Annotated in this window: 20 protein-coding genes; 6 read left to right on the forward strand and 14 right to left on the reverse strand. The window is 55.4% G+C overall.

Translation table 11 applies throughout. The features are described from left to right. Positions 1 to 19 precede the first annotated feature (19 nt). Together NTD87_RS17755 and NTD87_RS17760 are read right to left on the reverse strand one after the other, a co-directional pair. Entirely contained in the window at positions 20 to 1,351 is a 1,332-nt protein-coding gene (locus NTD87_RS17755) for a DUF58 domain-containing protein (RefSeq protein WP_262115347.1), read from the reverse strand. 213 nt (positions 1,352 to 1,564) lie between these two features. After that, positions 1,565 to 2,566 (reverse strand): AAA family ATPase, encoded by a 1,002-nt coding sequence (locus tag NTD87_RS17760; protein ID WP_262115348.1) that lies wholly within the window; start codon positions 2,564 to 2,566, stop codon positions 1,565 to 1,567. 523 nt (positions 2,567 to 3,089) lie between these two features. On the opposite strand from NTD87_RS17760, the gene NTD87_RS17765 reads away from it, so the two are divergent. From NTD87_RS17765 to NTD87_RS17780, 4 genes are read left to right on the forward strand one after another with little or no spacing between them, the layout of a single operon-like run. Next, positions 3,090 to 3,824: a TIR domain-containing protein gene (locus tag NTD87_RS17765; protein ID WP_262115350.1), complete on the forward strand. Its 735-nt coding sequence runs from the start codon at positions 3,090 to 3,092 to the stop codon at positions 3,822 to 3,824. Continuing rightward, positions 3,817 to 5,040 (forward strand): toll/interleukin-1 receptor domain-containing protein, encoded by a 1,224-nt coding sequence (locus NTD87_RS17770; RefSeq protein WP_262115351.1) that lies wholly within the window; start codon positions 3,817 to 3,819, stop codon positions 5,038 to 5,040. Before NTD87_RS17765 ends, NTD87_RS17770 begins: the two co-directional genes overlap by 8 nt. Continuing rightward, the gene (locus tag NTD87_RS17775; protein ID WP_262115352.1) at positions 5,037 to 5,870 is read left to right on the forward strand and encodes a hypothetical protein; all 834 of its coding nucleotides are present in this window, start codon (positions 5,037 to 5,039) and stop codon (positions 5,868 to 5,870) included. Before NTD87_RS17770 ends, NTD87_RS17775 begins: the two co-directional genes overlap by 4 nt. An 8-nt stretch (positions 5,871 to 5,878) precedes the next feature. Further along, positions 5,879 to 6,436 (forward strand): toll/interleukin-1 receptor domain-containing protein, encoded by a 558-nt coding sequence (locus NTD87_RS17780; protein WP_262115354.1) that lies wholly within the window; start codon positions 5,879 to 5,881, stop codon positions 6,434 to 6,436. Positions 6,437 to 6,694: 258 nt separating this feature from the next. Here NTD87_RS17780 and NTD87_RS17785 read toward each other — a convergent pair whose 3' ends face one another. Both NTD87_RS17785 and NTD87_RS17790 read right to left on the reverse strand, forming a co-directional pair. Beyond that, entirely contained in the window at positions 6,695 to 9,952 is a 3,258-nt protein-coding gene (locus NTD87_RS17785) for an SNF2-related protein (protein WP_262115355.1), read from the reverse strand. Between the two features lie 495 nt (positions 9,953 to 10,447). Continuing rightward, entirely contained in the window at positions 10,448 to 10,924 is a 477-nt protein-coding gene (locus tag NTD87_RS17790; RefSeq protein WP_262115357.1) for an MbcA/ParS/Xre antitoxin family protein, read from the reverse strand. 461 nt (positions 10,925 to 11,385) lie between these two features. Between NTD87_RS17790 and NTD87_RS17795 the strand changes: the two genes are divergently transcribed. Further along, complete coding sequence (locus NTD87_RS17795; protein ID WP_262115358.1) at positions 11,386 to 12,159, forward strand: hypothetical protein; 774 nt, start codon at positions 11,386 to 11,388, stop codon at positions 12,157 to 12,159. A 303-nt stretch (positions 12,160 to 12,462) separates the two neighbouring features. Here the strand turns inward: NTD87_RS17795 and NTD87_RS17800 are convergent, their stop codons facing one another. Both NTD87_RS17800 and NTD87_RS17805 read right to left on the reverse strand, forming a co-directional pair. Beyond that, on the reverse strand, positions 12,463 to 13,026 hold the full coding sequence (locus NTD87_RS17800; RefSeq protein ID WP_262115359.1) for a hypothetical protein: 564 nt from the start codon (positions 13,024 to 13,026) through the stop codon (positions 12,463 to 12,465). Positions 13,027 to 13,337: 311 nt separating this feature from the next. Next, entirely contained in the window at positions 13,338 to 13,583 is a 246-nt protein-coding gene (locus NTD87_RS17805; RefSeq protein ID WP_262115360.1) for a hypothetical protein, read from the reverse strand. A 438-nt stretch (positions 13,584 to 14,021) separates the two neighbouring features. Here NTD87_RS17805 and NTD87_RS17810 point away from each other — a divergent pair, with 438 nt between their 5' ends. Further along, the gene (locus NTD87_RS17810) at positions 14,022 to 14,927 is read left to right on the forward strand and encodes a DUF5677 domain-containing protein (RefSeq protein WP_262115361.1); all 906 of its coding nucleotides are present in this window, start codon (positions 14,022 to 14,024) and stop codon (positions 14,925 to 14,927) included. Positions 14,928 to 15,065: 138 nt separating this feature from the next. On the opposite strand, the gene NTD87_RS17815 is transcribed toward NTD87_RS17810, so the two are convergent. The 8 genes from NTD87_RS17815 to NTD87_RS17850 all read right to left on the reverse strand — a co-directional run bounded on the left by NTD87_RS17815 (position 15,066) and on the right by NTD87_RS17850 (position 24,730). Next, positions 15,066 to 15,494, reverse strand: coding sequence for a TetR family transcriptional regulator (locus NTD87_RS17815; RefSeq protein WP_262115362.1), 429 nt, complete (start codon positions 15,492 to 15,494; stop codon positions 15,066 to 15,068). Further along, positions 15,491 to 17,320, reverse strand: a complete 1,830-nt coding sequence (locus tag NTD87_RS17820) for an integrase (RefSeq protein WP_262115424.1) — start codon at positions 17,318 to 17,320, stop codon at positions 15,491 to 15,493. Before NTD87_RS17820 ends, NTD87_RS17815 begins: the two co-directional genes overlap by 4 nt. Positions 17,321 to 17,376: 56 nt before the next feature. Then, a complete protein-coding gene (locus NTD87_RS17825; protein ID WP_262115363.1) occupies positions 17,377 to 19,056 on the reverse strand; it encodes a hypothetical protein in 1,680 nt (559 codons plus the stop codon). Beyond that, positions 19,056 to 20,204, reverse strand: a complete 1,149-nt coding sequence (locus NTD87_RS17830) for a tyrosine-type recombinase/integrase (RefSeq protein WP_315975328.1) — start codon at positions 20,202 to 20,204, stop codon at positions 19,056 to 19,058. Before NTD87_RS17830 ends, NTD87_RS17825 begins: the two co-directional genes overlap by 1 nt. Positions 20,205 to 20,345: 141 nt before the next feature. Continuing rightward, positions 20,346 to 21,506, reverse strand: a complete 1,161-nt coding sequence (locus tag NTD87_RS17835; protein WP_262115366.1) for a DUF4350 domain-containing protein — start codon at positions 21,504 to 21,506, stop codon at positions 20,346 to 20,348. Then, the gene (locus tag NTD87_RS17840; RefSeq protein ID WP_262115367.1) at positions 21,503 to 23,041 is read right to left on the reverse strand and encodes a DUF4129 domain-containing protein; all 1,539 of its coding nucleotides are present in this window, start codon (positions 23,039 to 23,041) and stop codon (positions 21,503 to 21,505) included. Before NTD87_RS17840 ends, NTD87_RS17835 begins: the two co-directional genes overlap by 4 nt. Further along, positions 23,028 to 24,008, reverse strand: a complete 981-nt coding sequence (locus tag NTD87_RS17845; protein WP_262115368.1) for a stage II sporulation protein M — start codon at positions 24,006 to 24,008, stop codon at positions 23,028 to 23,030. Before NTD87_RS17845 ends, NTD87_RS17840 begins: the two co-directional genes overlap by 14 nt. Beyond that, complete coding sequence (locus NTD87_RS17850) at positions 24,005 to 24,730, reverse strand: RDD family protein (RefSeq protein WP_262115370.1); 726 nt, start codon at positions 24,728 to 24,730, stop codon at positions 24,005 to 24,007. Before NTD87_RS17850 ends, NTD87_RS17845 begins: the two co-directional genes overlap by 4 nt. Positions 24,731 to 24,899: the final 169 nt, after the last annotated feature.

A 24,899-nucleotide genomic window follows, 5' to 3' on the forward strand; every position in this document is an offset into this window, starting at 1 on the left:
TGGACTGACGACATTGTCGCTAGAGCGTTCCGTCTTTCTTCCAGCATAGGTAACGTGTAACCAACTCCGCACCCAGCTCCCCGGGCCGCGCATCCAGCACCGGCACTCCATGAGCACTCAAGCGCTCATGGAGTTCGGCCCTGGCGTTCAAGTAGTCCACCGTGCCGCAATAGGCGAGGGCTTCGTCCAGGGTGTGCACCGGTGTTTGTCGCACCGTGTCGAGTACTTCTTCACGCAAACTGGCGACCAGTACACGATGCTGTTTGCCCAGGCGTTTGACGGCGCTCAGCAGTTCGTCGTCGTCTTCATCACGCAGGTTGGTCACCAGCACCACCAGCGCCCGACGTTTTTGCCGGGCCAGTAACTGATTGGCGGCGGCCTGGTAATCGGCCGGGCGTTGGCTGCTGTCGAGGTCATAGACCGTGTTGAGCAGCACCTTGAGTTGTTCGGGACCTTTGATGGGCGCGAGGTAACGTGGTTGATCGCCCGCGAAGGTGCAGAGACCCACGGCGTCACCCTGACGCAGTGCCACGTAGCTGAGCAGCAGGCAGGCATTGAGCGCATGGTCGAAATGCGCCAGTTCACCGTCCTGGCTGCGCATCCGGCGGCCGCAATCGAGCAGGAAGATGATCTGCTGGTCGCGCTCGTCCTGATACTCGCGGGCAATCGGTGTGCGTTGGCGGGCGGTGGCTTTCCAGTCGATTTGGCGCAGGCTGTCGCCTTCGCGAAATTCTCTTAATTGATGGAACTCAAGACCCAACCCGCGACGCTGGCGCTGGCGAACGCCAAGCTGACTGAGCCAGTTGTCGACGGCCAGTAACTGTGCGCCGTACAGGCGGGCGAAGTCCGGGTAGACGCGGGTGCTGTCGGTGACGGTCAGGTAGCGGCGGGCGGACCATAGACCCAATGGGCTGGGCAGGTTGATTTCGCAGCGTTCGAAGCTGAAATGGCCACGCCGCAGGGGGCGCAGACGATAGCTGATCTGGCTGTATTGACCGGGTTGCAGACCGACCGATTGCGGCAGGTGTTCAAAGCTCAGGCCGTCGGGAACGTGGTCGAGCAGTTGCACCTTCAGTGGCTGCGGGTAGTCGTGTTGAATGTCGACGCGCACCTCGCCCCAGCGCCCAAGCGCAAGGCTGCCGGGCATCTGGCGTCGCACTTTGGGCGATGGCAGGCGCGTGACGCGTATGGCATCGAACAGCGCGAGCAGTAACAGCGCCAGCAGCAATCCCCAGTTGATCGACAGCAGGTTGGGTGCAACGCTCAAACCCAACGCCCGGAGTGCGCCGAGTACGATGCTCAGGCCCAGCAGGGTAGCGAGCCAGATCAGCAAGAGGCGGGTGGGTTTCATGGCATGGGGTTCCTGGTCATAAGGCCACCCACCTGTTTGAAAGGCATGCGGAGTGTGGCGAGGGAGCTTGCTCCCGCTGGACTGCGCAGCAGTCCTGAAACCTGCCACGGTATTTTTTCAGGCATTGCGCACCTGCTTGATTACGAGCGCTTCGCGCTCGAGCGGGAGCAAGCTCCCTCGCCGCAGGGGTGGGTGACATCGACGTCGCGATGCTCACGCTCTTGGCGCCGGAACCTGATCAAGCAGCTGCTTGAGCACCTGATCCACGTCCAGCCCTTCGATGTCCAGTTCCGGGGCGATTCGCACGCGATGGCGCAGTACAGCCAGCGCGCAGCCTTTGATGTCATCCGGGATCACGAACTCACCACCGCGCAGCAGCGCCCGTGCCCGTGCCACCCGGACCAGCGCGATGGTGGCCCGCGGGCCGGCGCCGAGGGTCAGGCCGGGCCAGCTGCGGGTGGTGCGGGCCAGGCGTACCGCGTAGTCCAGCACCTGTTCGTCCAGCGGCAGGTCGCTGGCGATCCGTTGCAAGGCCGGTACATCCTTGGCTTGCAGAACCGTGCGCAACGGCTGCACATCCAGCATGTCGGCGCGGGTCGAGCGGCTGACCTGACGGACCATGTCCAGCTCCTGATCGGCGTCGGGGTAGTCCATGCGCACCTTGAGCATGAAACGGTCGAGCTCGGCTTCGGGCAGGGGGTAGGTGCCTTCCTGTTCGATCGGGTTTTGCGTCGCCAGCACCATGAACGGTTGCGCAATCGGCAGGGCGCGGCCTTCAAGGGTGACCTGGCGTTCCTGCATGGCTTCGAGCAACGCGGCCTGGGTTTTCGCCGGTGCGCGGTTGATTTCGTCAGCCAGCAGAAGATGGGTGAACACCGGGCCTTTGCGCAGTTTGAACTGCTCGGTTTGCAGGTCGTACACCGCATGCCCGGTCACGTCGCTGGGCATCAGGTCCGGGGTGAATTGAATCCGTGCGAATTCGCCACCGAAGCAGCGGGCGAGAGCACGTACCAGCAAGGTCTTGCCCAAGCCCGGAACGCCTTCGAGCAGCACATGACCGCCGGCAATCAGCGCGCAGAGCACATCGTCGATCACCGCTTCCTGGCCGATAACGGCCTTTCGCAATTCAAGGCGCACGGCTTGTGCCAGTTGGCTGGCGCGCTGGCGCTGTTGGGCGGCATGGGTCTGGCTGGCGGGCTCGATGGGGTCATTCAAAGATTCCGGAGCCTTGCTAACTGTTACATGTGTTTTATCTTCCATAAATCAGTCACTTACCTAATTTAACTTTTTCATGTTTTTTACGTGCGTAACGAGTGAGTGACTGACAATCTGCACAAGTGCAATTCCATCGTAACCTCTCATTTTGAGCTCGTCTGAAGTGGAGGTTAGGCCATGACGGCCACTTATGTTTGGGGGTAATGCACCCCAAGTGCCAGTTGGTCTTTCCGTGGTCTCGATCCCGAATCACGTGTGAAGGATTAAAAAACAGCGCGCAGCGTCGGGATGGCAACGCGTACTACAGCGCGAATCAGCTCGTTGCATGCCCGTTTGTTCGCTCTCGCTGGGATCGAGGGCAGGTGCACCCACTCTGGCAGTGAAATTGAAGCGCCTAGGCATCGATCTGCACCACATGCTTGGTATCCATTGCGGCCTCTAAGCTTGACAAGCTTGGGTCAGAAAGGATGCCCCTTTCAGCCATCCTCACAAAATGCATTGACAGTCATCTTGTGAGTCTAGATTGACGATTTCTGCTCAATATCACTCAGGTATTGCCACTTCGGTGGCCTACAGAGATGGCGCAGGTGTCAATCCTCAAAATTCCGCGCGAGAAATCCTGCCGAAAGAGATTGCACTATCTCTCCAAGCTTTGATATTAAATAGCCACCCGGCACTACTCTGTGCGTCGGGGGTATCTACAAAAATCTCAAGGACCGAAATATCAATGAATCTTCAAGAAATTCTTAAGTCTCTGGAAAAGCCAGTCAAGCACAAAATTTTCGTGAGTTATCATCACAAATTAGATCAAGAATATTACGATGCGTTCTCGACAAAGTTTCATGATACCTACGAATCGATACACGATGCATCATTGGACAGCGAAATAGACAGCGACGACGTTGACTATGTACTTCGACGGATTCGCGAAGAATATATAACAGGTACCTCCTGTACCGTAGTGCTAATTGGTGCTGAAACGTATCAAAGGAAGTATATCGACTGGGAAATTAAGGCAACACTTGATAAGGAACACGCCCTCCTTGGGATCTATCTCCCATCAGCACCGCGAACTGAAAATCGCATTAGTGTGCCGGGTAGACTACATGACAACATTCAAAGTGGTTATGCAGTTTTTACAAGCTGGGAAAACGCCACTGAATCGCCAGAATCTTTGGAAAAATACGTCGCCGAGGCCAAATCCAAATACAAATCTCTCATAGTCAACAGCCGCGAAAAGAAGAAGCGCAATGGGTGAGGCAAAAGAGAACGATCTCGCAAAGCCTTTTTTTGTGATCTATGTCGTATGGCACCCTAGCTTTGAGTTAGGGGAAAAAGTTGCCGGAACTATAATGCAACATTTTCGGCGCGATCTATACAGAAATATTGTAGGGGGCGTGGGCATTCCGGTGGTATTCCGTAGTGCCTGTATGCCGGGTAGTGATACCCCCATATCGGTAACCCCTGAAGACTCTGAAGCGTCCGCAATCATTGCACTCCTTGACGATAACCTGTGCGAATCGCAAGACTGGGTTGACTACCTCAATACTCTCTCATCAAAAACAGATGAATCCAACAGAACTGGATTTAACAACCTCCTATTTCCTGTCTCTTTCAACAAAGCAACATTGCAAAAAGCAAGCTTGAAAGAGCAAGCGCTTAGATGGGATTTGTGGAAGGGTGATGACGCGGAGAGAATAACGCGCCTAATAAGCGAACTCACCTATGAGTTCTGCCGAATGCTCAGGCACCACTTGGCTCAACTTGAGAACCCATCCCACAAAAACCTGCAAGACTACTTAAAAAAAGTACAAATCTTCTTGAGTCATTCAAAACATGATGACGACGGAATCGAAATTGCCACAGCTATAAGAATGAGGATCTATGAAGGGCATGGATTATCCTCATTTTTTGATGTAAATGACATCCCAGCAGGCCTAAGATTTGACGAAGTACTGCTGGAGCAAGTACGTATCAGCGCAATGGTCGCGATTCATACAGACTCCTACTCATCAAGAGAGTGGTGTCGAAAAGAAATCATTGAAGCCAAAACCTGGAATATTCCCCTCGTAGTCGCCAACAGCATAAGTAATATGGACGAAAGAGGTTTCCCTTACATGGGGAACGTACCGGTAGTTCGTCTCGGTTACGACCCAACAGATGTTTCTCGAATAGATATTGTCATAAGTAGGCTCCTCGATGAGGTTTTGAAGGATTTTCTGTGGTGTTGTCAGACACATGAAATAAAGAAACAGCTACCTAGAAAAGCATTCCTCATCCCACGCCCGCCGGAGTTGATTTCTCTATCGTCCATTCCTCAGGGAGGCGAGCAGGCCGAGGTTGACTCTAAAGAAATTATACTTATTTACCCAGATCCTCCATTGAGCACGGAGGAGGAACGACTCATCAACAGGGTTTCGCCAAATGTGCAGCTTAGAAGCCTAGCTGAATGGAAAGCGGGGGCTACCAGATGAGTTATAAAGAAGTACTCGATGGCTCAAAGATTTCAATTTCGATATCAGAAAGCGAAAGCATGCCTGCCTTGGGTCTAAGTCATGCGCATTTGGTGGATGCGATGTGTGAGGCAGCACGTCACATGCTAGCTTTGGGGGCAACGGTTACTTATGGAGGTGACCTACGAACTCATGGTTTCACCAGGATACTGTACGAACTCGTCTGTAGATATCGAAAAGACTCATGTGACAACAAGAACCTGGCAAGTGTAATCAATTACCTTGCCTGGCCAGTCTTCATGAACTCCGATATCGACGCTCTTTTTGCTTTGAGCAGCGAAATGGAAGGAACGGCTGAGATAAAAGTAATTGACGAGCAATGCAATCCATTATCGCTTAAGGACGCTAGCTCTCTGATGCGTAGCTCAACTTTTGATTGGTCTTCAGGGCTAACTGCCATGCGGAGAATAATTACCGCCGAGTCGACAGCTAGGATAGTCCTCGGGGGAAAAACATCGAAATTCAACGGCAGTATGCCAGGTATAGCCGAGGAGGTACTTATATCTCTGCAGAGCCATAAACCTGTATATCTGCTAGGCGGATTCGGTGGCTGTACAAGAGAGATTCTAGATTTGATGGGTGTTGATAACCAGTTCGATGCATCACTCCCATGCTGGCCGTATTCAGACGAATTTAAACAGTACAAACTTGAAGATCTGAGGAACGGGCTTACTACTGAAGAAAATACGGCACTTGCCAATACCCCTCACATAGACCAAGCAATTATTTTGGTCATTCGGGGTCTTATGAATATTCATGCCGATAACCAGGTAGAAGCACAGAGAGACTAGCGCGCAATATGTCACTACTCACGGAAGCAGAAGTTATTTCCCGCTCACGCTCAGTCAGTCGGGCAGGGCGTTTATTTAAGGCCACTGCAAGCACGCAAACGTATGACGTTTTCCTGAGTCACTCCTCCAACGAGCCCGACAATATCATATTCGGAATAAAAGGGTATCTGGAAGACGCAAGCTTGAGCGTCTATATTGATAAAGTCGATGATCCTCAGCTTTCCCCAGATCACGTCACACCTGAGACAGCTGAAACTCTGCGGATGCGCATGAAGTCATCAAAATCGCTTTTGTACGTTTACAGCCGTCACTCGACTACATCTCGCTGGATGCCTTGGGAACTCGGTTACTTCGATGCACTGAGAGGCTCAGTAGGTATTCTTCCGGTCACCCAGTACGCTCAAAGTGAATTTAAGGGGGAGGAGTACCTAGGCTTATACCCATATGCCGATCTTGCCTTGGTAAAAAACTCCACGAGAAGGCAACTCTGGATTAATAGATCAGCAAATGAGTACGCCGATTTATCCGGCTGGGTCAAAGGAACAGAAAAAATCCGCAGGAGATAATCCACATAATGCCTGCTGACTGTGGAACGTGCGAAATGCGTTTTAGCAAGGGGAAGCGAGCAATCGCTTTCGCTTCCCCCTCAAAATGCATAGCCTCCTACAAGATCCTGCGTTGCTAGGTGATATAGTTCGGAGAGTCATTTGATGGAAGTTAGACGATGAGTAAGGTGTTCCTAAGTCATAACCATGCAGACAAACCTTTTACAAGGCGTCTCGCGAGTGTAGTGGTCTAATGATTCCGGACACCCATATACTCTATCAATCGGCACTCCCCGATCCGTAGCCCAAGATGCAAGCGACAATGCGCTCCTCCCAACGTCTTCGCAGCTCGACCCCATGTAGTTTTTTCAGCAGCACTTCTACCGCAATGGGTTTACTCTTAAGGTCGGGCTCAATGTCGCGAAGTCGCATCATCGAGGCTCGACGTCCTTTCTTTAGTAGGAGTTCGGCGCTCCGGGGGCGCACCAGTTCAAGCCAAAGATCAGCCAAATGCCCCCAATCTGGGGTTAGCTCTCCTGAACCAACCTCAAATAACTCCAGCAGCTGTTTAACTTGATCGGCTTGATCCGTTGAAGTTATCCAATGTCGATTGCGTACCCACAACCTCACTGCCCAGTGAAATTGTTTTAAGGCTCGCTGCTTGCGCTTCGGCAAGAGTAGCTTCTCCATCTCGCACAGACAGGTCAAAAACTTTTGCAGCTCAGCCATAGCTGCCCGTGTCGGGTTGAGAGTCTGCACTTCATCCGGCAGGCGGTCCCGCAGTTGTCCCGCGATCTCACGCAAATCGATAACCGGTCGATTAGCCAGGCCTGGTAGCAAAATCCATCGAGGTGCACGTGCTCGCTCTCCGGCTAGACATAGGAACACCCAAGGCTTGGCCGCTCGAACGACGCTTACCCTTGACATCACCTTGCTCGTCTCATATCGATACTGCTCATACAGAGCAGAGCTAATCAGTGCATTGGGGCCAGATACAAGGCCTCGTACTGGGGCAAATGCATCCTCGATCCCATCCCAGTACCTAGACTCCCGAGCACGCATTTGTTCCTCCAGCTCCTCCTGCGTAACGATCCGGTCCTCTCGCTGAGTGCGCATGTCCTCCGGGAGCATCAAATTCCCCCCGATTAAACTGTCTACTTCATCGACTCGGCGGAAAAACGTCTCATCTGATCTCAAAGCAAACTCGGCACTGTCCTTAGGCCACCAGGATTCAATCTCCGTATGGCGACTGTCCATCCGATCAATGCGTCCTACGCGTTGCTCGGCGACACGTACAACGCTGGGCATGTCCAGATGGACAAGAGTTGAGGCACGCTGGAGGTTTACCCCTTCTGACAAAGCATCACTGCAAAGGACCACCAGCCGTCCCACAGACTGCCCCTCCGGATTCAGCAGTGATTGTATGTACTCGTGGCTTCGGGGATCACCACCAATGCCCAAAACCACGTCGAAGGTCTTTTGGTCAGGAGGCGCTTTCGTCAGGAGGTATTCGAAGTACCTCAGTGTCAGCGGGTAATGGTCGAATGCCAAAATTTGGTCGTGCCGAGTGAGAAGCTCAACGAGCAGCTCTACCTTACGCGCTTCGCGATGGCCGCTCATCCTTTCCAAGCGGTCGCGAATTGCCGCATAAATCGAGCACTCTCCCTCACAGGTACGCCGATGCTCCGAACTGTCCGAAAGCCAAGGGGGCAGTGTGATCCCCAGATGATTTTCTGGGGTGCTGCCGGCGAGCCTGGCAATGCGTTCCAGCATATTCCCCGTTTCGTCATCCCCCCCCTTTACAGACTCACTGTTCAACCCCATTCGGCGACAAGCGGCGCGCTCCCCTTCGAGGTGCCGGTAGAGAGCCAGACGTGACGACCGCAAACTCGACATCACATGGAACAGAGCCAATGAACGGGCTGCTTTCAACCGAAAGATCAGGTAAGCATCGGGCGTGACGCCGTTTTGTCTAAAGCTTTCCGAAAGCACCAACGGCTTCCGAAAATGTGAAACTCCTTTTAGTTGCAGCGCTAACTCGCGGATTTCTTGCGCCAGCTTCCTGTCACGTGCGGGCTCACCCAGCATGTAGCTCGCAGATAGCTGCTTCGGATAACGGCACACGCGCCCTCCTGGCAGCCGGTAGGCTTCGGGATCGAGATCAACCATTGCATTGAGCTGCGCTTTGGTGCGGCGGAGGGTGAAGCTGGCGATTCCTGCCTGGAGTGCCTCCAGATCTTTGACGTGAATATCAGCCACGCCTGCACCGCCCTTGCTCAAACGCTCGAAGACAGCCAGCACTTCATCGTCGAAATTATCGGCGCCTAGAATGTCAATCAAGCGCAATAGATCTGCGCGCGTCCGATTGATAGGGGTTGCCGTAAACAACACCACCTGGTCCGCCAGATGGTGCTTGAGGCTCCGTGTGCGCTTGGACATTTGATTGAGAAAGTTGTGAGCTTCGTCCACGGCGAGGGTTTGTGCTGACGACAATCGAATGGCGAGGTTGGAGGTATCTTGCTTGCTCAGCCTGCTCAGCAGGCCATGAGAAACGATGGTGACATTGAGCCCGCACTTGGCCGTTTCCCGATCCCAGTTTTTCCTGACCAATGGTGGGCAAATCAAAAGCATCGCGCCCTTGCGTCCGCTGGCCAAGGACCAGTTTCGGTCATGCATCGCCCGGAGCAGATGTGCTCCCAGGCGGGTCTTTCCAGACCCCGTTGCATCTGCGACCAGAACCGCCCCCAGGGTGTCTAGGAGGTACAGCGCTTGCCCTATGCCTTGGCGCTGCGAAGGCCAGAGGTCAGCGGGATCGATTTCCATCAGCGATTCCAGATAGTGGTTGGCCCACTCACTTTCAAGCAGTTCGGCGCAAGCCCTAGCCAAAGCCTCTTGCCAAGTGACGAACTTCAGAAGCTGCTCCAGCAGCGCCACGAAGGCGTTCTCAGCATCCTTACCTTGGCTCCAATAGAATTCAGCTACTTGCCATGCCTCAATGAATCGGGCTCGATCTCCTGATGTGAAACGCACATTCGCTTCATGCTGAGTATGCAAACCCGGCCAGGTGAAATTGCTTGACCCCAGAGTCACGGCCCCCGCGGAACAGTAAAGCTTGGCGTGTAGTCGTCGACTACCTATGGGATAGCGGATTTGGACATGCCCAGCCCGTACAAGCTCAATGCAGTGCAAAACTTGCCCGCTTAAAGCTAAAGAAATGCCACGTTCAAGCCAGTAGGCTCGTATTTCCGCAGAAAAATCATAGCTTTTGAGGCTGAGTCGGGGGTGGCGCACTGTTACCGGATCAGATCCAAGGATGAGGCGCATTGGGATAGGCGCTTTTCCACGTGATGTGATCAAATGGATGAGCTGTTCTAAGCCGCTGTATCCAGTGACTACCAGCGCATCCCATTGGTTGCAGAGGTCACGAACGACTACGGAGTAAACGTTACGCTCCCCCAAATTCAAGGGCATTCTTGATTGATGGGGCAGATCTCCATCGAATGGATTCTGCTCATGATCGAATAATGAGCCTTGCATTGCCGCCTCGATGTCTACGTGTCTGACAATCGTAGATTAGGCTGGCCGCCAGGGATCGTGAGTCGAATGTCGCCCTACACGATCCCCGTGATTTCGAAACAAAGACTCGATCGAGCGATCGCGGCCATCCAAGCTGCTGAATGGGCTGAGCAAGTGTCCACGCACGGCCACTTTGTGGTTAAGTTTCTATACAGCGTTCGCTGTTCGATGTGCACAACCAAGCCAGAGGGCAGGACTGGGACGATATTGCCGCCGAGTTTTTCCGTATGCAACTGGGCGTGATGTTCAAAGTGCTGTCGACCCCTGTATCGGGTAACAGTCCTTCTTTTCTGCTTTGCGAGCGACAGTCGGAACGTAGGTGCGGAAATTTCAATCCGTTGGCGAGCGCGACTTTCGGTACTGCAACGATGGGAGTGCATTAACGCTTCGTAGACGGTTAGATTCCCCTTAAGAGAAGGCGTTCGCTCGTTTGGCCTTCGCTTTTACGAAACCAAGTCAAGCAGCACCACCCCATCTCAGAGCTCTAAGCACACGGCGAACCTGTTTGGCTCCGATCTCGGTTTCGCAGAGCATAACCGGCGTACCTTCGCCAAGGGCTTTGTTAGGCTTCGACATCCATCGCGCGGCAGCTTCTCGGCTCTCGAAAACCTCTTCGGCCATGTGACAGACAGCAGCAATTCGATCTAGTCGTTCTGATGCGACAGAATTGAGGGGCTTTTGTTCGCGCCCACGTCGTTTAAGCGTGGAGATCGACGCATTGAGCAGCGTTTCCAAACTGCGCTCCTGGAGGTCAAAGGTCATGCGAAAAGCCTGGAAAAGGTGAGCAGAAAAGCCCGCCTTGATCTGGAATAGCCGTTCCGAGTCTTTGAGCAAATTTCGATTGGAGCTGAAGTCCCAAAATGCGGCGATCATTACTTCACGCGATTCGTCTGTCGTTCTCGTCTGACGCCGAGTAGTCGTTGATGTAGGCATGATGCAAAGACTCCAAGAGAGACGTTGGGTCTATCGACTCGATGGAGCGTTTGTGCCGAGATGCAACTTGATGGCAGAGGCAATGAGGCTAGTGAATACATCCCCCCAGGACTCTCTCCGTTTTCTATCCCTACAGACTTTCGACACATAGCTCCGTCCATGCAACTCCCGAATTGACCCCGCCATCCTAGCCGATCCCCATGTGAGGTGGCAGGTGCCTCGTGTCAAACTATATTGTTAGTGCCAGAGGGGCGTATTCCAAGCAGCGACCGGTCTATAGCCGACCGCTACGGCTGGCTCGCAGTGAAGGATCAACTTGAGCGAACAGCCGCGAAAACCGGTATCGCTACTGGTCACATTGCCTAGCAGTGGGTCGATGTAGCCCAAATCCAAAGACTGCCTGCCAGCATTGAGCAAAGCTGTAATGTGGTGAGCATCGAAGCCCGTTGAAAGGATAGACCATGGATGACTACGAAGAGTACGACGAAGAGACTCCTTACGAGAGCCCTGAGAAAATCGATCAGATGGCGATTTACTCGGCTCTAAACAGCCTGGTGTTCTTCGCAAACAATCTCGACTTCAGCAACCAAGCGATGAATCTCACGATTGTGGATGAGTTCATCATGGATCTGGAGTACGGATACCTTCGTAGTAAATTCGATGAGACAAACACGCCTTACCAGTCGATGTTCTTGTCTGCGCAGTCACAGATGTGGATTTTCTCTGCTTACGAGCTGATGCGCACATGGCGCGAGAAAATCAGTAAGTACCTCAAAGCAGCAGACAATGGCGGGCTGCCGCTCAAGCTGAAGGAACTGCAGAAGCCCTTGGGCTACGAGAGCTACACGATCCAAAAACGCATCGAGGAAATCAATCTGCTCATCGAGAAACCAGAGCTCGTTGAAACGATGAGGGATGACCTAAAGCGTACCCAAATGCTGTTCACTCAGATGGAGCTCCTGCGAATGTCACTCGCAAAACACCAGATGAGAAAGCGCCCCAGCGCAGCCGTCCTGACACCTACCGTAGGGTACATGAATCGCTGGTGTGGCTCCTTGGAGTACCAGATCAACAGCGGCCAGATGATAATCTGCAATCTGAGCCGCAGGGACATTGCGGATGGGATTCGAGCGATACCCGCAATGACCGTCCCTTCCGACGACGACCTCGACTCATTTGAAGCTGCCATGCGGGGCGCCAGCGATGATGAGCTCAAGTCAATGTTCCAGGACTAATCTGCCTGCTGCACCTCAAGTCCTGGTCCTCAAGTACCGTGCAGAACCAAGCGTTTCCCTCGGCGCTAAACCGCATGTGTATCAAAATTAGTGAGTTTATGCTCAGGACATAAACTCGCTAATTTTGATACACATCGCCCTGAAATTACTCCGTGTACTGTCTTGCCGGATGGACCTTCGTCACAATTTGGCATGCAGCGGCTAAGGTTGAGGTCTCCCTGTCTTGGCTGGAATTACAGGTGCTGCACCCTTCGGGTAAATAGGCCCAACTGCCGGCGCGTAGCACTATAGCGAGTGAGTAAATCAAGCGGGCGGAGCGTTTTCTTGTTGAAAGGCTTGGTACGCCTGGGTATCGAACAGATTGATTGTTTTGATTTCGCTCAGGGGAAAGGCCACCTCAAACAACTCAGGGTTCAAGTGACTCAGTGATTCATCTTTTTTGAAGCGCTGATACACCGTTATGTACCAGGTGGTGAAACAAAGCCTCATTTCCTCTCCAGCTCGATAGCCACTCACCACTGGAAGAATCCTGAGCATGTCGCGTTTGTCACCCGGATCAATCGCCCCGGTCACATAACCTATATAAACCTTACCGGTCCCCAAGGTCACGGATACCGGAATAGTCAGCTCCAATGACCTCATCAAGATGATCTCAAGATCGGCATTCAACGCATGCACTGCTGTTTTGAGCGCAGACCGGTTGGAATACTCATAGACAAGACTAAAAAAATGACGGTCACGGTTTTTGACCCGACGTACGAATAGCCGGAAAAATTCTTGTCCAGAAATGGATTTGAACGCTAACAGCCAGTTGAGAAAATAGCCGCCAATCATTCCTAGGATCAGTGTGGAAAACAGAACCAGCATCCAAAATGCTGTATCTGTCGGCCGGTCACTGGAGTCCTCTGAAGGATCGCCAGGTCCGCCCACTCTCTTACAAAGGCTAGATACGGTTCTATTTTCTGTTTGAGCGAAGTGAGAAAAGCAAAGGCGAGAAGGAAAAGCCAAATACCCCAGAATGCGGCTCTGATATAGACCTTCTGAGAGTCTTCACGCTTTATAAGGTATCTGGTCTGATGCCATGTGCTTACAAATAGATAGCCCGCTATCAAAGGGAAGAGCGCCAGCGCTGCTTTGAGCATCAACCTATCCTTAGGAGGCGATTAAAAACGCCTAGTCTAATCGCCTTTTGTGACCCGTTTTTTGGCGTCGCTCTTTTTGCCCTGCATCTCCGTCCGCAAGGATTCGAAGGCCGAAAGCTGATTCTGCACAGCTTGTGAACGAATTACCTCTTTTGGGTCAGCAAACATCACGCCGTCTCCTGTGACGTAGAAAGGCGTTGTTTTCGCTGCCTCACGTTCCGCACCTTGGTAATAGCTTTTTAGTCTATCCATCAAAGTTTTATGTTCGCGACTTTTGCTCATTGTCATTCTCCTCTAGGCAAATCCGTCTTCCGTTTCGACATCAAAATAGCTTCCGTGTTGAACGCAACATAGGAGATAGCTCCTAGGAGCCCACGACCAGCCTACGGTTGCCGATATGGTGCGAGGCAGCGGAGGATATTCCCCTAGCTACCCATCAGCAATAGCCTTGCATCGGCCTGTGGACCTCTACGAATCTACCTAGGGTTTAGCATATATTCGCCATTGCACTCATTTATTCAGACCTCTGGTTGATGGCTGTATTCCCTCCTTTTATTCCCGACATGCGGTATAGGCACAACGAGCAAACGCGACTCGGTGGACTCACCCCGCCATAAGGCGCAGCTGGTGCCCAGAGAAAGGCTAAATAGCACCTATTTGTGTTCAAATTGCGCGTTACTTATATCTCCAGCGCGGAAGCCCAAAGCATAGGAAATGACAATGGTATGGCACTACGAGCGAAGCACCGAGCTGGAGGGTGAATTCGATGTTCTGATCACATTGATGGCTGACATGATCACCGCTCAGGCACGAGCGGGGTATGTCAACGTCAACGCTCCGGCGTGGTCGGTTGACTTGCATAACTTGTCGATGAAGCTTTTCAAGCATCTGTGCTCGGCTAGAGCTCTGCTTGAGCCTTGTGGATTCAGGACACCCATTTTGCCACCGTATGGTTACATCGACCATTCATCAGTGATGGTCGTCACACGATCCGCTATTGAGAACTATCTGGTGATGCACTGGCTGCACGCCAATGGTGACGCCGCGATTCGTACCTTCCGACACAACGTCTGGGTGTATGGCGGCTGGAAAAAACGAAGCAAATTATTTGCATCCACCAAGGAAGTGAAAATTGGGAAGCAGAAAGCAATAGAGGACGCAGCAGCACTTCTCCTGCTGATCGAAGCGTCACCTATTTACCAGGCATATCACTCCGACCGGAAGAAGCAACTGCGGCAAGGAAACTGGCAAGCCGGTGCACCGTGGAATCAATTGGCGGAGGAGGCCGGCCTCCATCGTACGTATTTTACGTCGATCTATCCGTACCTGAGCGGGTATGTTCACAGTGACTTCATCAGCAGCATACAGATTGGCCAAGCGGCAGACCTCAGCACCCAATACGACTTGGCCCTGTCGAACATCCAGATCGGCCTCATGGTGATGGGACATTTCGCGCTGTTCTACGCGAACCTATTCCCTGCTGCGCAGGCCGTATTAGGCGGAGCAGATGCAGGCAGGGAGCTTGTCGGAAAATGGTCTTTCAAAGCTGAAGACATGGACTTCCTCTACACCTCAGAGGACGGAGACGAAGTAGACCGCCCTCAACCCGGAGGCGGAAGTTCATAGGGTCAATCGCACGTTCTAAAGCGCCAAGCTCATATGGAGTTTTGCCTACGAACCGACATCTTCATCCGGCCGTGGTATCCGTCTCTCTGTCTGTCGCGTTGTGACCTTTGCCGATCAAGCCGGTTATGTGAAATCGACCTATCCGTGCGGCTTCCTTGAAGCCAGAGCGACCACATTACGATCGCTCATCTTCGCCTTGAGGACACGGTTTTCGTCCAGTAGCACCTCGTTGACTGAAGCGAGATTGGCGACCTTCGCCCGCAGTTCCTCTATCTCCTGACGGTAGCCAGCGGACTTCGCTCGCTCGGCCATCAAATCTTGTTGCTTCACATCTCGCATCGCGCGACTGGAGCGCCCCTGAGTTTCGCGGATAGCCTCGGCAATGTCTGGGTAGTAGTTGTGGATCAGTGACGTCGATATGCCCGCTTCGCGGGCTACGGCGGCGATGGTAACCTTGGTTTCCCCGGTATGGGCGCGTCCCTTCTGGATGCGGTAGAGCGCGAGCCGTAGATCCTTTTCCCGATCCTCAGCCGGTTTGTAGTTGGTTGCCTTGTCCTTGGGTTTCATGCGATTAGAGTCTCCGGAGCCATTCCCAGCTGGGCCAGTACGTCACGGCAGCGATTCAGGTTGCGCTCAACGCGCTGGCGGCCGCCCTCGCCAATGTCCGTGCAATGCAGCAGCCCTTTCAAATCATCGTAGAGCCGCTGGTAGATGGGCGCGTGACCGCGCCCGATTACGGCATTGTTGCAGTTGCTGCAGCGAGTACGCTCAAGGGTATTGCCGACGCATCCGTCATTGTCCGCCGTGCACCAGGCATGGCCGTTGCTGCGAATTGCGGTGCTCTCGGCAATGGACTTCAGCATCGAGGCGTGATCCTTGAAGATCAACAAGTTCTGCGGCTCCCGCTGCCACTGCTTGAGCTCGATGCCATAGCCCCCGGCCAAGGCTTCGTCACCTAGCCAGTTATCCACGATGCCGAATTTTATATCTTCCAACTCCCCCTGAATATCGGCGTAAAGATCAAGGTCCAGATGCTGTCCCCAGCTATCGTCCATGGCGTAGCCCAAGGTCATGTCCAGCGTCCAGTGCGCGTAATGCTCTTTGAGATAGCGCAGGTCACCGAAGCGACTGTGCGCGGCGTAGTTGGCGAACTTGCGGCGAAACTGGTGGCTGGATAGGTTCCAGCTCAGTCCGCAATCCTTGGCAAACGCTTTGAGGCAATAATTCCAGCTCGAGTTGGTAAGCGTGCGCACCTGGTTGCCTTTTGTCGCATATACACCGAGAAAGAGCGCATGGCGGTGCTTGTACGCTTCGACGATTTGCGGATCGTGTGGGTTGACGCGTCGCAGTTGCGCGATCTCGGCGGCGAGCATGGCTTGATAGGGAGCGGCCCAGCGCTCCATCAGGCGCAAGGCACGCACGGCGGCTTCGGGGATCATCCAGTCATGGATGCCGGTATCGGTCTTGTCTGAACGTGAGCGCATCCAGTGGAAGACGGTGCCTTCATCATCCTGGGTTCGGTGGTGCGCGCCCGACTGTAGGTTGCTCAATTCGTGGTTGCGACAGCCGGAGGTGCTGGCTAGGACGATGTAGCAGGCCGTGCGTAGGTCGATCATCGCCTTGTTGAATGCCCTCAGACCCCCATCCCAACCATGGGCCTCCAAATGTTGGTTCTTCGCTCTTATCATGTCGAATAACGACAACCCCTTTAGCTGCTCCGTGACGGCATCCAGCCCAACGCGCAGGTCAAGCAATTGCTGGCCGCGTTCAATCTGCTGATAGGCTTGCTCGAACAGGATGCAGAACACGTTATCGGGAATCAGTGGCGTCCTGCCGCTTTGGGCGCCGCTGCCGGTAAGCCCCGCCATAGCCTTCGCGGAAGTCTCGGGCCAAGGATGTTGCGGCATCGGATCGTCGGTGTATTGGCTCAGTTCATAAAGGGATTCAACGGCAACGAAGCGGCCCTCCAACCCACGCTGCGACAGTGGCTTTTCTTTGGATTGGCTGATTTGGCGATGCGCCTTGCAGGCAGTCATATAGGTTGCGCAGATTAGCGGTGTCACCGCACCCAGATGGTCGAGTTTCAGCGTTACAAGGTGACGCAGAAATGGCCTTGTATCAGAGAAAAGTTGTCGTAATGCGCGGCCTTTGGGCCGCCCCACGCCACGACGCCCGCGGCGTAAGTAGCGGTACAATATCGCCTTCATCACAGTCCGAAATACCGGTGGAAAGTTGCCGAAGTCCAACCGTTTATGGCTGGGTTTCGCGTTGGTGGTGAAGCCGTCGAGTTGCCAAGTGTCGTCGCCGTAGCGGCTGAGAATGACCCACTGCCCATCGACCTGAGTAGCGCTAATGATCAGGGCGTCGCGTTCGGATTCGGTGAGCCCCCGCATATCGTTCGGTTGATCGGCAACGGATCCCCAAGTTAGTGCTACCGGGCTTTTGTCGCTCACGCGAAGACCTCTAAATTATCGATCAGATCAACCGACCAGAACGGGTGCGGCAGGGTGCGGGCTTGTTCCCGAGCGGCCTCAACCGCTGCGGCCTTGAAGATTCCGCGCCGTAGCCCCTCGGAGATGATGTAGTGATCGATCAAGCGGGGGATATGGGAGTACTCCCGTGCCCAGCGTCGCTTGTCCATGCGCGAGCGCTCGGCGAGCACGCGGAAGTAGAAGCTAAAAAGCTTGTACAGATCCTCGGCGGTCACCGCGTAATGCTTGCAGCGCAGGCAGTTCATGAAGTTCATGCAAGTCGTATCCTCGCGCTTCGGCGCGTACTGGCCGTTGACCGGGTCGGTGCATCGGCCCATGGGGGTATCCCTATAGGTTGCACCGATGGTCTCAGTCAGCAACTCTTGCACCAGTACCTCACCCATAAACTGCCAGTTTCGACGGGCATTCTCATTGGGTGCCAGGTAATTTTGGCCGGCCACCTGCGGCGTATTGCCGAGAGCTGCGGCGGTGGTGGCAAGATCACCGTCAGTCAGTTCAAAGATGCGATTGGCGAAAGTCTTGCGTAAACGCGAGATGTTGATGCGCAGTGGCTTTCCGTTGCAGTCGATCAGCTTATACTCAGCTATAAGGCGGCTTGTCGCTCGACCCAACATTTCTCCGCTCAACGCCGTGATTTGACCGATACTCTTGTTGCTGCGACTGCGATATAGCCACACGCGACCCTTGAGGTCGTCCGGGACCTCTGCATCCAGGGCCTCCGTAAGGGCCATCACGCGGCGGATCAGGCACTCCACGTTGGTTCTCACACTCGGCGTGGATTCCAGAACGCGTTCGGCGTTCGACTCGGCGCGTAGCACCACCTTGTTACTGTTGTAACCGCGCCGCTTCCACAGCACCAGGAACACAGTGTTGTCCTTGGGATGCGGGCGCAGGCAGTCTCGGCGCATTTCCAGAAGTGGCGTGGTATTACGTCCAGTGTGCAACGCCACGATCAGTAGGGCGAGGGATAGCAGTTCGCCGGTTATAGACACATTATCGGCCCAGATCGGCTTGATGGCCTGACGCAGTGCCATCGTAAACGCTTGCCGCTCGCGCTTGGACAGCGCCGTCTCGCCCTTAGCCTTGCGGGTGCTGTTCGGGAAGGGATTGCGTGGGAAGGTGGCTGCATCGCCGGAGTCGACCAAAGGTATCAACCTGCGCCGCCCGATAGCGAGTAGCACGGGCTTGGTCTTCGAGTAAAAGTTCTTCTGGGTGATAGTTGCAACGCCAAGTTCAGCCAGATGGCCGAGATAACCGTCGACCAAGTCGCGATTCACGTCGCTCAGGGTCAAGTCACGGGCAAAAGCGGTCGCCCGCAGCGCGCAGTAGTTGAGTAAATGGCGCAGCCCGTCCTTGCAGTAGCTAGTCACGGTGCAGGCCGAGACGGAGCCCTTCTGGTCGACGATGAATCGCTCGATCTGTCGCTGGCAGGCGTACGTGATGGGGTCGATGCCAACGCCGTACCACCGGGAAAAGTCGAAGTTACGGCTGGTGGTGGCGTTCCGCCCGAACTTGACCGTGGTGTTCGTCGGAGGGATGGCCTCGGGCAAAATGACCACATTACCTGCCATGTCGCGGCTGTGGTCGACTTGCGGGACGCTGAGGTCTGTCTTAGTAAATTCCTTGCGCTTGCCCATCAGGCCGCCCCCGCCAGTTCGTTCAACTCATCGTCATAGGCCAGCACCGCCTCGTCGGCCATTTCGTTGACCAGGTGCAGGTACACCATGGTCGTCTGAATCGAGCTGTGACCGAGTTGCCGCTGAAGGAACACCAGTGGCTCCAGCCCGGTTGCAGGGTTACGCTGAAGGCTGACCAGGGTATGGGTTGCATAGGTATGCCGCAGCATGTGCGTATGGACCTTGATTCCACCCCGCTTGCCGGTCTCACTGATGATCCGATTGAGGCTCTTGCCGTCGTCGCCATAGGGTTCCCCGGACTGGTTGAGGAGCAGCGCCTTTTGTGGAGTCTTGCTTTGCGAGGCACGCTCGCCGCGGACCTTCGTCACATAGCGATAGAGTTCGGCCATGAATTTGCGGCTGACGTATATATCTCGCTGCTTGCTGCCCTTGGTCACCATGCCGCTGCCGTCGAACGGATCGAGCCGAATGCGGAAGTTGCGTTCGGTACGTCCAGCCTTGTCCGGGTCGAAAACATAGACCAGCGGGAAGGCGGCGATTTCCTTGCGGCGCAGACCCGTATGTAGCGCCAGGCGCATCATCATCCGGTGATGGGGGTTTTCCGCTGCGGCCAGTAGCGACTTGATCTCGGCCATGCTCAGAAACTTGGGCAGGGTCTTGTGGCTACGCGGCATAACATCGTTTGCCATGGCCTTGCCGCCACTGGCATCGACATGCGCAAGGAAGCCTGTGTTACGCCTCACAGTGCGTTCTTCAAAGGCGAAGGGCAGGCGTTTCACCCAACCCTCCTTCAGCGCGTACTCGTAGAATTTACAGATATAAGTCAGGCGCTGGCGCGTGGTATTTGGTGCCAATTCGCACACCATCAGGCAATAGTCCCTATAGCCCGCCACAAGGCTCTTTGCCTCGCCACGATCAACGTCGCGCCAGTCCAACTCATGGGCTTGGAGGAAGCTGAAGAAATCGTAAAGAGCGCGTCCAGTACTGGGCCAGGATCGCTTAGAGCCGATAGCCCCGCGAAGCAGGTAGTGACGAAAGAATTGATTGGCCGGGACGCAACTCTCCATCGAGTTCCAAAGCAAAATGGGGAACCCAGGATAGGGTTGCCCAACGATTACCAAGTCCTCAGTAGCCCACACTAGCTCCATCTGCCGTCCTCTGTGCTAATCAGAAACTCAATCACTTTGTCAGCTCTGACCAATTAGGCCGATAGATCTACCTTAAAGCGTCTGAACTTCTAAGTGTCTGTTTCTAATATCACAGCGATCTAACGCTTTCCTAGTACCGGATCATAAGGCATTCCTGAGGGTTTGCAGGTGGGCGACCTGACGGCTGAACTCAGCGCTGGACAGCCGCTGTTTGGGCCGCGGGCTGAGTGCCTGGCTGATGGCGCGAGTCGGTTGACCGGTCAGGTGTGCGAGTACCTGCCATTGTTCGGCGACGCCGAGGTGTTCGAAGCCTGGGTGACGGTGTCGGGCGCGGCGCAGCACGTCATGTTGCAGGCCAAGTAGCAAGGTGTGCTGACCGCTGCGCCGCAACATGAAGTCGGCGCTGGCGCGCAAATGTTCTTGAAGTTGCCGGCGGGCTTTGGGGACAGGTGCCTGCAATGGCCCTTGGCGCAGCCCGACATGCCAGATCCACAGCCCCAACAATGCGGCGAGCGCGACCAGTGCCTGAGGAAAATAACGCAGTAGCAAGGTCAGCAGGTTGTCATGATCGATATTGAAAAGCAGGGTCACGCCCGTGTCCGAATACAGGTACCAGAGCAACCAGGCGTTGTCGTATTGACCGATATTCGGGGTTTTCCACAGTTCGGCGTCGGTGACCACCGTGATGGAACCCTGGCCGTAGCCGAGTTGCATCATGTGGGTGGCCAGGGCGCTGTTGGCCCAGGACTGGGCGAGGTTTTTCGGGTCTTCGAGATGAAACTGCGGGTCGAAGCTGGCGTAGGCCGGGGCATCTTCGTCTTCGAGATAGAGTTTGGTCAGGTTCGGGTAAGGATCAGCTTCGGCATCGGGTGGTGGATTGCCGAGGTCTTTACTCATGGATTGATGCACTTGCACCCGGTCGAGCAACAGGTCGCCACTTTTGCCGGTTTTTTCATCCCACAAGGCTTCGGCGACAAACAGTAAACGTCCACCGGCGCGGGTCCAGTTCAGTACTTGCTCGACCTGGCGCGGGGTCATGTTGGCGCGATCACCGAGCAGTAACAGGCTGTGCTGACGCGGTTCCAGCAACGGCAGGATGTCCAGACTGTTGGCGTGAGAAACGCTCAGTCCTTGTTTGCGCAAAAAGTGTTCGGCCGCCAGATAGGGGTTTGCCCGGGCTTGCGGGGAGGGGCCGTGGTCGATGACTTCCTGATAGGGCGTGGCCTGCTGGTACAGATAAACACCCAGCACACCGAGCAACCCGGCGAACAACACACCGAGGATCAGCCGCTGCCGGTTCAACGGATTGCTCCCGGGCCGAACAACGCTCGCCAGCCGTCACACAGTTCCTGTTGCAGATGCGCCGGTGGCAGGCGATGTCCGTAGGCCATGTTCTGCCAGTGCACGGTCAGTGTGTTGCTGAAGGCTTGCAGGGCCGGTTGTTGCAACTGTTGGACATGCGCAAGCACCTGCCCCTCGGTGTCGGCGGCGTTGAGTGGCAGATTGAAGTCGTGCAGCAGGCGGCTGAGCAGTGCTCGATAGAGCAACCCAAGGGCCTCGCGGGGCTGAGTCAGCCAGAGGTTTTCAGCACTGGCGGCGATATCGTCTGGCAGGGTTTCGCGACTGAGGTCAAGGCCAAACAGTTGCGGCAGTGCCGGGCGTGCAGGCGTGTTGCGCGGTTTTGGTTGGCGACTGACAAAGGTTTGCAGCCAATCGCGGTAGCGCCAGATCAGCAGAGCGATGGTGCCGGTGACACACGCCCACAACAGCACCTCGATGAGCTGCGCCAGGCCGGCGAAGCGCCTGCTGTCCAGCAGTGCGAAAAGCGCCTTGAGCCATCCCGGTGTTTCGGCCCTGGCAGGTTGATCGGGCTTTTCTTCAGCGAAGCGATAGTGGGTGACCGTCTGCGGATTCTTGAACGGTGGTGCGTCGAGTATGGCTTTGATGCTGTTGCTGGCGGCCTGGCTGGTCAGCGGTTGCTGGAGCAGGCGCGGGCTGTTAGGTGCGTCGGCGGGTTCGGCGGCCCAGAGTGGCGGTGCTGCGGGCAACCACAGCAGCCCGATCATCAGCAGGCTGGCCGCGACGCTGCTCAGGCGTTGGCGCAGGCGACGAAACACCAGTTCGATATCCCAGGCTTCAAGCCGGGTGCGGCGGTTCAGGTACAGGCTGAAACCGCAGGCGACATAGATCGGCTCCCAGACGATAAGGATCAGCGCATAGAGCGTATTGCTCAGGTGGTCCAGCCAGAGCCAGTCCTGCTCCGGGGTGGAGATCAGCGTCTGCCAGTCCCAGTCCAGTTCGATTTGCGCCGGCAGCAAGAGATAGAACAGCACCATCAGGCCGATCCACAGGGCGGTTTCCAGATGAGCGCCAATCAGCGTCAGCCAGCGTGCGGCGCCGGCGTCGCGTTGTTGCAGCACGGCCAGGCGCTGTTGGCGTTCCAGGCCGCCGAGCCCTTCAAGCTGCACGACCGGCATGATGAAGCTGCGGCTCAGGCCAAAACGGCGCCATGTCAGGCTGGCCAGCAGTTGGGGTTTGAGCAGGCGCGGCCATTGGCGCAGCGCCTGCCTCAAGGTCGGGGTTTCGCCGAACAAAGCGCTGGAGAGGATGTACAGCGGTAGCCGTTCGAAGGCCGGTTTCAACCACCAGAACAGCAACACGGCCATCGAGGGCGAATCCCACAGCAACAGGGTCAACAGGCTGAAAACCGGCAGCGTGACAATGGCCCAACTGGTCATCAGCAGACGGCGATGTTGCTGACTCAGCAGAACGCCGAGGTCCATGGCTTCCCAGGTGGTACGAGGGCGAATGACCACGCTGGCATCACTCAGGCGCATGACGAGTGCGTCCGGCAAAAATCAGGTAAATCGCCACCATGGCCCAAAGGGCCGCGCCCACCAGGTATTTGATCAGCGGCGCAGGCCCGGTACGGGATGACCAGTAGGCTTCGATAAAGGCGGCAATCAGTAGAAACAGCATGGCGCCGCAAATCATCAACACGCTTTTGCGAGCCGCCAGGCGCAGCGCTTCACCGCGTGGCAAACGCCCGGGGGCGATCAGTGCCCAGCCCAGATGCAGGCCTGCCGCACCGGCCAGGGCAATGGCGCTGAGCTCGAAGGCGCCGTGGCCGACGACGAATGACCAGAAATTTTCCCCATAGCCGATGTGCGTCAGGTGGCCAGCAACCGCACCGATCGTCAATCCGTTGAAGAACAGGAAAAACACACTGCCCAGGCCAAACAGCAAACCGCTGGCGAAGGTCTGAAAGGCGATGCCGATGTTGTGCATGATGTAGTAACCGAACATCACCCAGTCATCACTGGCGGCACGTTCCGCCGCGCGCCCCAGGTGACCGGCCAGCGGGTCGTACATGCCTTGCATCTCGGAAATCTGTTCGACCGGGACCAGGTTGTAGATCAGCTCGGGGAACAGGTACACCAGCAGGCCGATGCCGATCAGCGAGCCAAAAAACAGCAGGCTTGAGACCAGCACGAAGGGCCATTGCTCACGGACCAATCGAGGAAAACCGGCAAGGACAAAGGCCAGCAGATCCGCGCCGACCCGGCTGCGATACCGGTAAAGTTGTTGGTGCCCGCGCAGTACCAGCTGTTGCAAGGGGTCGATCAGATAGCTGCTGTAGGCGCGTTCCTGGGCCAGCGTCAGGTGCTGGCACAACCGTCGGTAATCCTTGGGGAATGAAGTGCAGTCATGGGCGCTGGCTTTGCCGCGCTCCAGCAGATCGAGCCGTTGGGAAAATTGATCCCATTCGGGTTGATGGCGACTTTCGAAAAGGCTTTGCTTCATGCCGGCCCCAGCAAACCGCGAGCAATACCGTTGAGTTCGGCGGCCGCGTGGGACGGTGGAACGTGGAGCGGCTCGGCGAGGATCGCGGCCAGCTCATTGATCCGTTCGCTGGAGAGCTCCGCCTGACGTTCGGCGAAACCCAACACCGCGCGTTGCTCGTTGAGGTGCAGCGCAAAGGGTGGGGGCAGTGGCAACGCCAGCGGAATCGGTGGTCGGGTGACCGGTTGCTCGCAGTAAATCACCAGTGTGCCGGCCGCAATATCGCCCAGCCGTTTGAAGGTCGGATGTTGCAGGCAACTGATGGCGCCGAGGCTGTAGCCGAACGGCAGCATGTCGACGAACCGCAGCAGGTTGCGGATCAGCGAGGCCGACCAGCCAACGGGCGTGCCATCGTCATGTACGACACGCAGCCCCATCAGCTGTTTGCCGGGTGAGCAGCCCTGGTTAAGCACCTCGAACAGCACCATGTACCACCAACTGACCAGAAACAGCAGCACCGAGCCCAGCCCGATGCCGAGCTTCCCCAGAAAGGCCAGGACAATAAACAGCAGGCCCAGCACCAGCCCGCGCACCCCCAGGTCGATGGCAAACGCCAGTGCACGCGGCATCAACCCGGCCGGTCGCAGTGGCAGGTCGATGCCTTCCGGCGTTTCAACCTGATACCGCGTGTCCAGTGGCGGGGGCAGCGTTGCTTTCCTTGGCAGTGCTGACGTCTTGCGCATGATCAACCTGGTGAAGTGGCCTGGTCGGGATTCAATACGGTTTCGATGCTAGCAGTCTTCGCCGCGCTTACGACATAACTATGTATGACAAGAAATGCTTGAATAGCAAGATAGCTGGTCGGCGCCGCGCTTGAGCGCCTAGACTTCGCCCGTCTCAAGTTCAGGAACA

It is taken from the genome of Pseudomonas sp. 6D_7.1_Bac1, assembly GCF_025465945.1.
GTDB lineage: Bacteria > Pseudomonadota > Gammaproteobacteria > Pseudomonadales > Pseudomonadaceae > Aquipseudomonas.

What these genes read in the sequence shown, in the direction of transcription:
- NTD87_RS17755 (WP_262115347.1), bottom strand. Translation starts at nt 1,351, where the DNA reads ATGAAACCCACCCGCCTCTTGCTGATCTGGCTCGCTACCCTGCTGGGC.
- NTD87_RS17770 (WP_262115351.1), top strand. Translation starts at nt 3,817, where the DNA reads ATGGGTGAGGCAAAAGAGAACGATCTCGCAAAGCCTTTTTTTGTGATC.
- NTD87_RS17775 (WP_262115352.1), top strand. Translation starts at nt 5,037, where the DNA reads ATGAGTTATAAAGAAGTACTCGATGGCTCAAAGATTTCAATTTCGATA.
- NTD87_RS17780 (WP_262115354.1), top strand. Translation starts at nt 5,879, where the DNA reads ATGTCACTACTCACGGAAGCAGAAGTTATTTCCCGCTCACGCTCAGTC.
- NTD87_RS17785 (WP_262115355.1), bottom strand. Translation starts at nt 9,952, where the DNA reads ATGCAAGGCTCATTATTCGATCATGAGCAGAATCCATTCGATGGAGAT.
- NTD87_RS17790 (WP_262115357.1), bottom strand. Translation starts at nt 10,924, where the DNA reads ATGCCTACATCAACGACTACTCGGCGTCAGACGAGAACGACAGACGAA.
- NTD87_RS17795 (WP_262115358.1), top strand. Translation starts at nt 11,386, where the DNA reads ATGGATGACTACGAAGAGTACGACGAAGAGACTCCTTACGAGAGCCCT.
- NTD87_RS17800 (WP_262115359.1), bottom strand. Translation starts at nt 13,026, where the DNA reads ATGCTGGTTCTGTTTTCCACACTGATCCTAGGAATGATTGGCGGCTAT.
- NTD87_RS17805 (WP_262115360.1), bottom strand. Translation starts at nt 13,583, where the DNA reads ATGAGCAAAAGTCGCGAACATAAAACTTTGATGGATAGACTAAAAAGC.
- NTD87_RS17810 (WP_262115361.1), top strand. Translation starts at nt 14,022, where the DNA reads ATGGTATGGCACTACGAGCGAAGCACCGAGCTGGAGGGTGAATTCGAT.
- NTD87_RS17815 (WP_262115362.1), bottom strand. Translation starts at nt 15,494, where the DNA reads ATGAAACCCAAGGACAAGGCAACCAACTACAAACCGGCTGAGGATCGG.
- NTD87_RS17820 (WP_262115424.1), bottom strand. Translation starts at nt 17,320, where the DNA reads ATGCGGGGGCTCACCGAATCCGAACGCGACGCCCTGATCATTAGCGCT.
- NTD87_RS17825 (WP_262115363.1), bottom strand. Translation starts at nt 19,056, where the DNA reads ATGGGCAAGCGCAAGGAATTTACTAAGACAGACCTCAGCGTCCCGCAA.
- NTD87_RS17830 (WP_315975328.1), bottom strand. Translation starts at nt 20,204, where the DNA reads ATGGAGCTAGTGTGGGCTACTGAGGACTTGGTAATCGTTGGGCAACCC.
- NTD87_RS17840 (WP_262115367.1), bottom strand. Translation starts at nt 23,041, where the DNA reads ATGCGCCTGAGTGATGCCAGCGTGGTCATTCGCCCTCGTACCACCTGG.
- NTD87_RS17845 (WP_262115368.1), bottom strand. Translation starts at nt 24,008, where the DNA reads ATGAAGCAAAGCCTTTTCGAAAGTCGCCATCAACCCGAATGGGATCAA.
- NTD87_RS17850 (WP_262115370.1), bottom strand. Translation starts at nt 24,730, where the DNA reads ATGCGCAAGACGTCAGCACTGCCAAGGAAAGCAACGCTGCCCCCGCCA.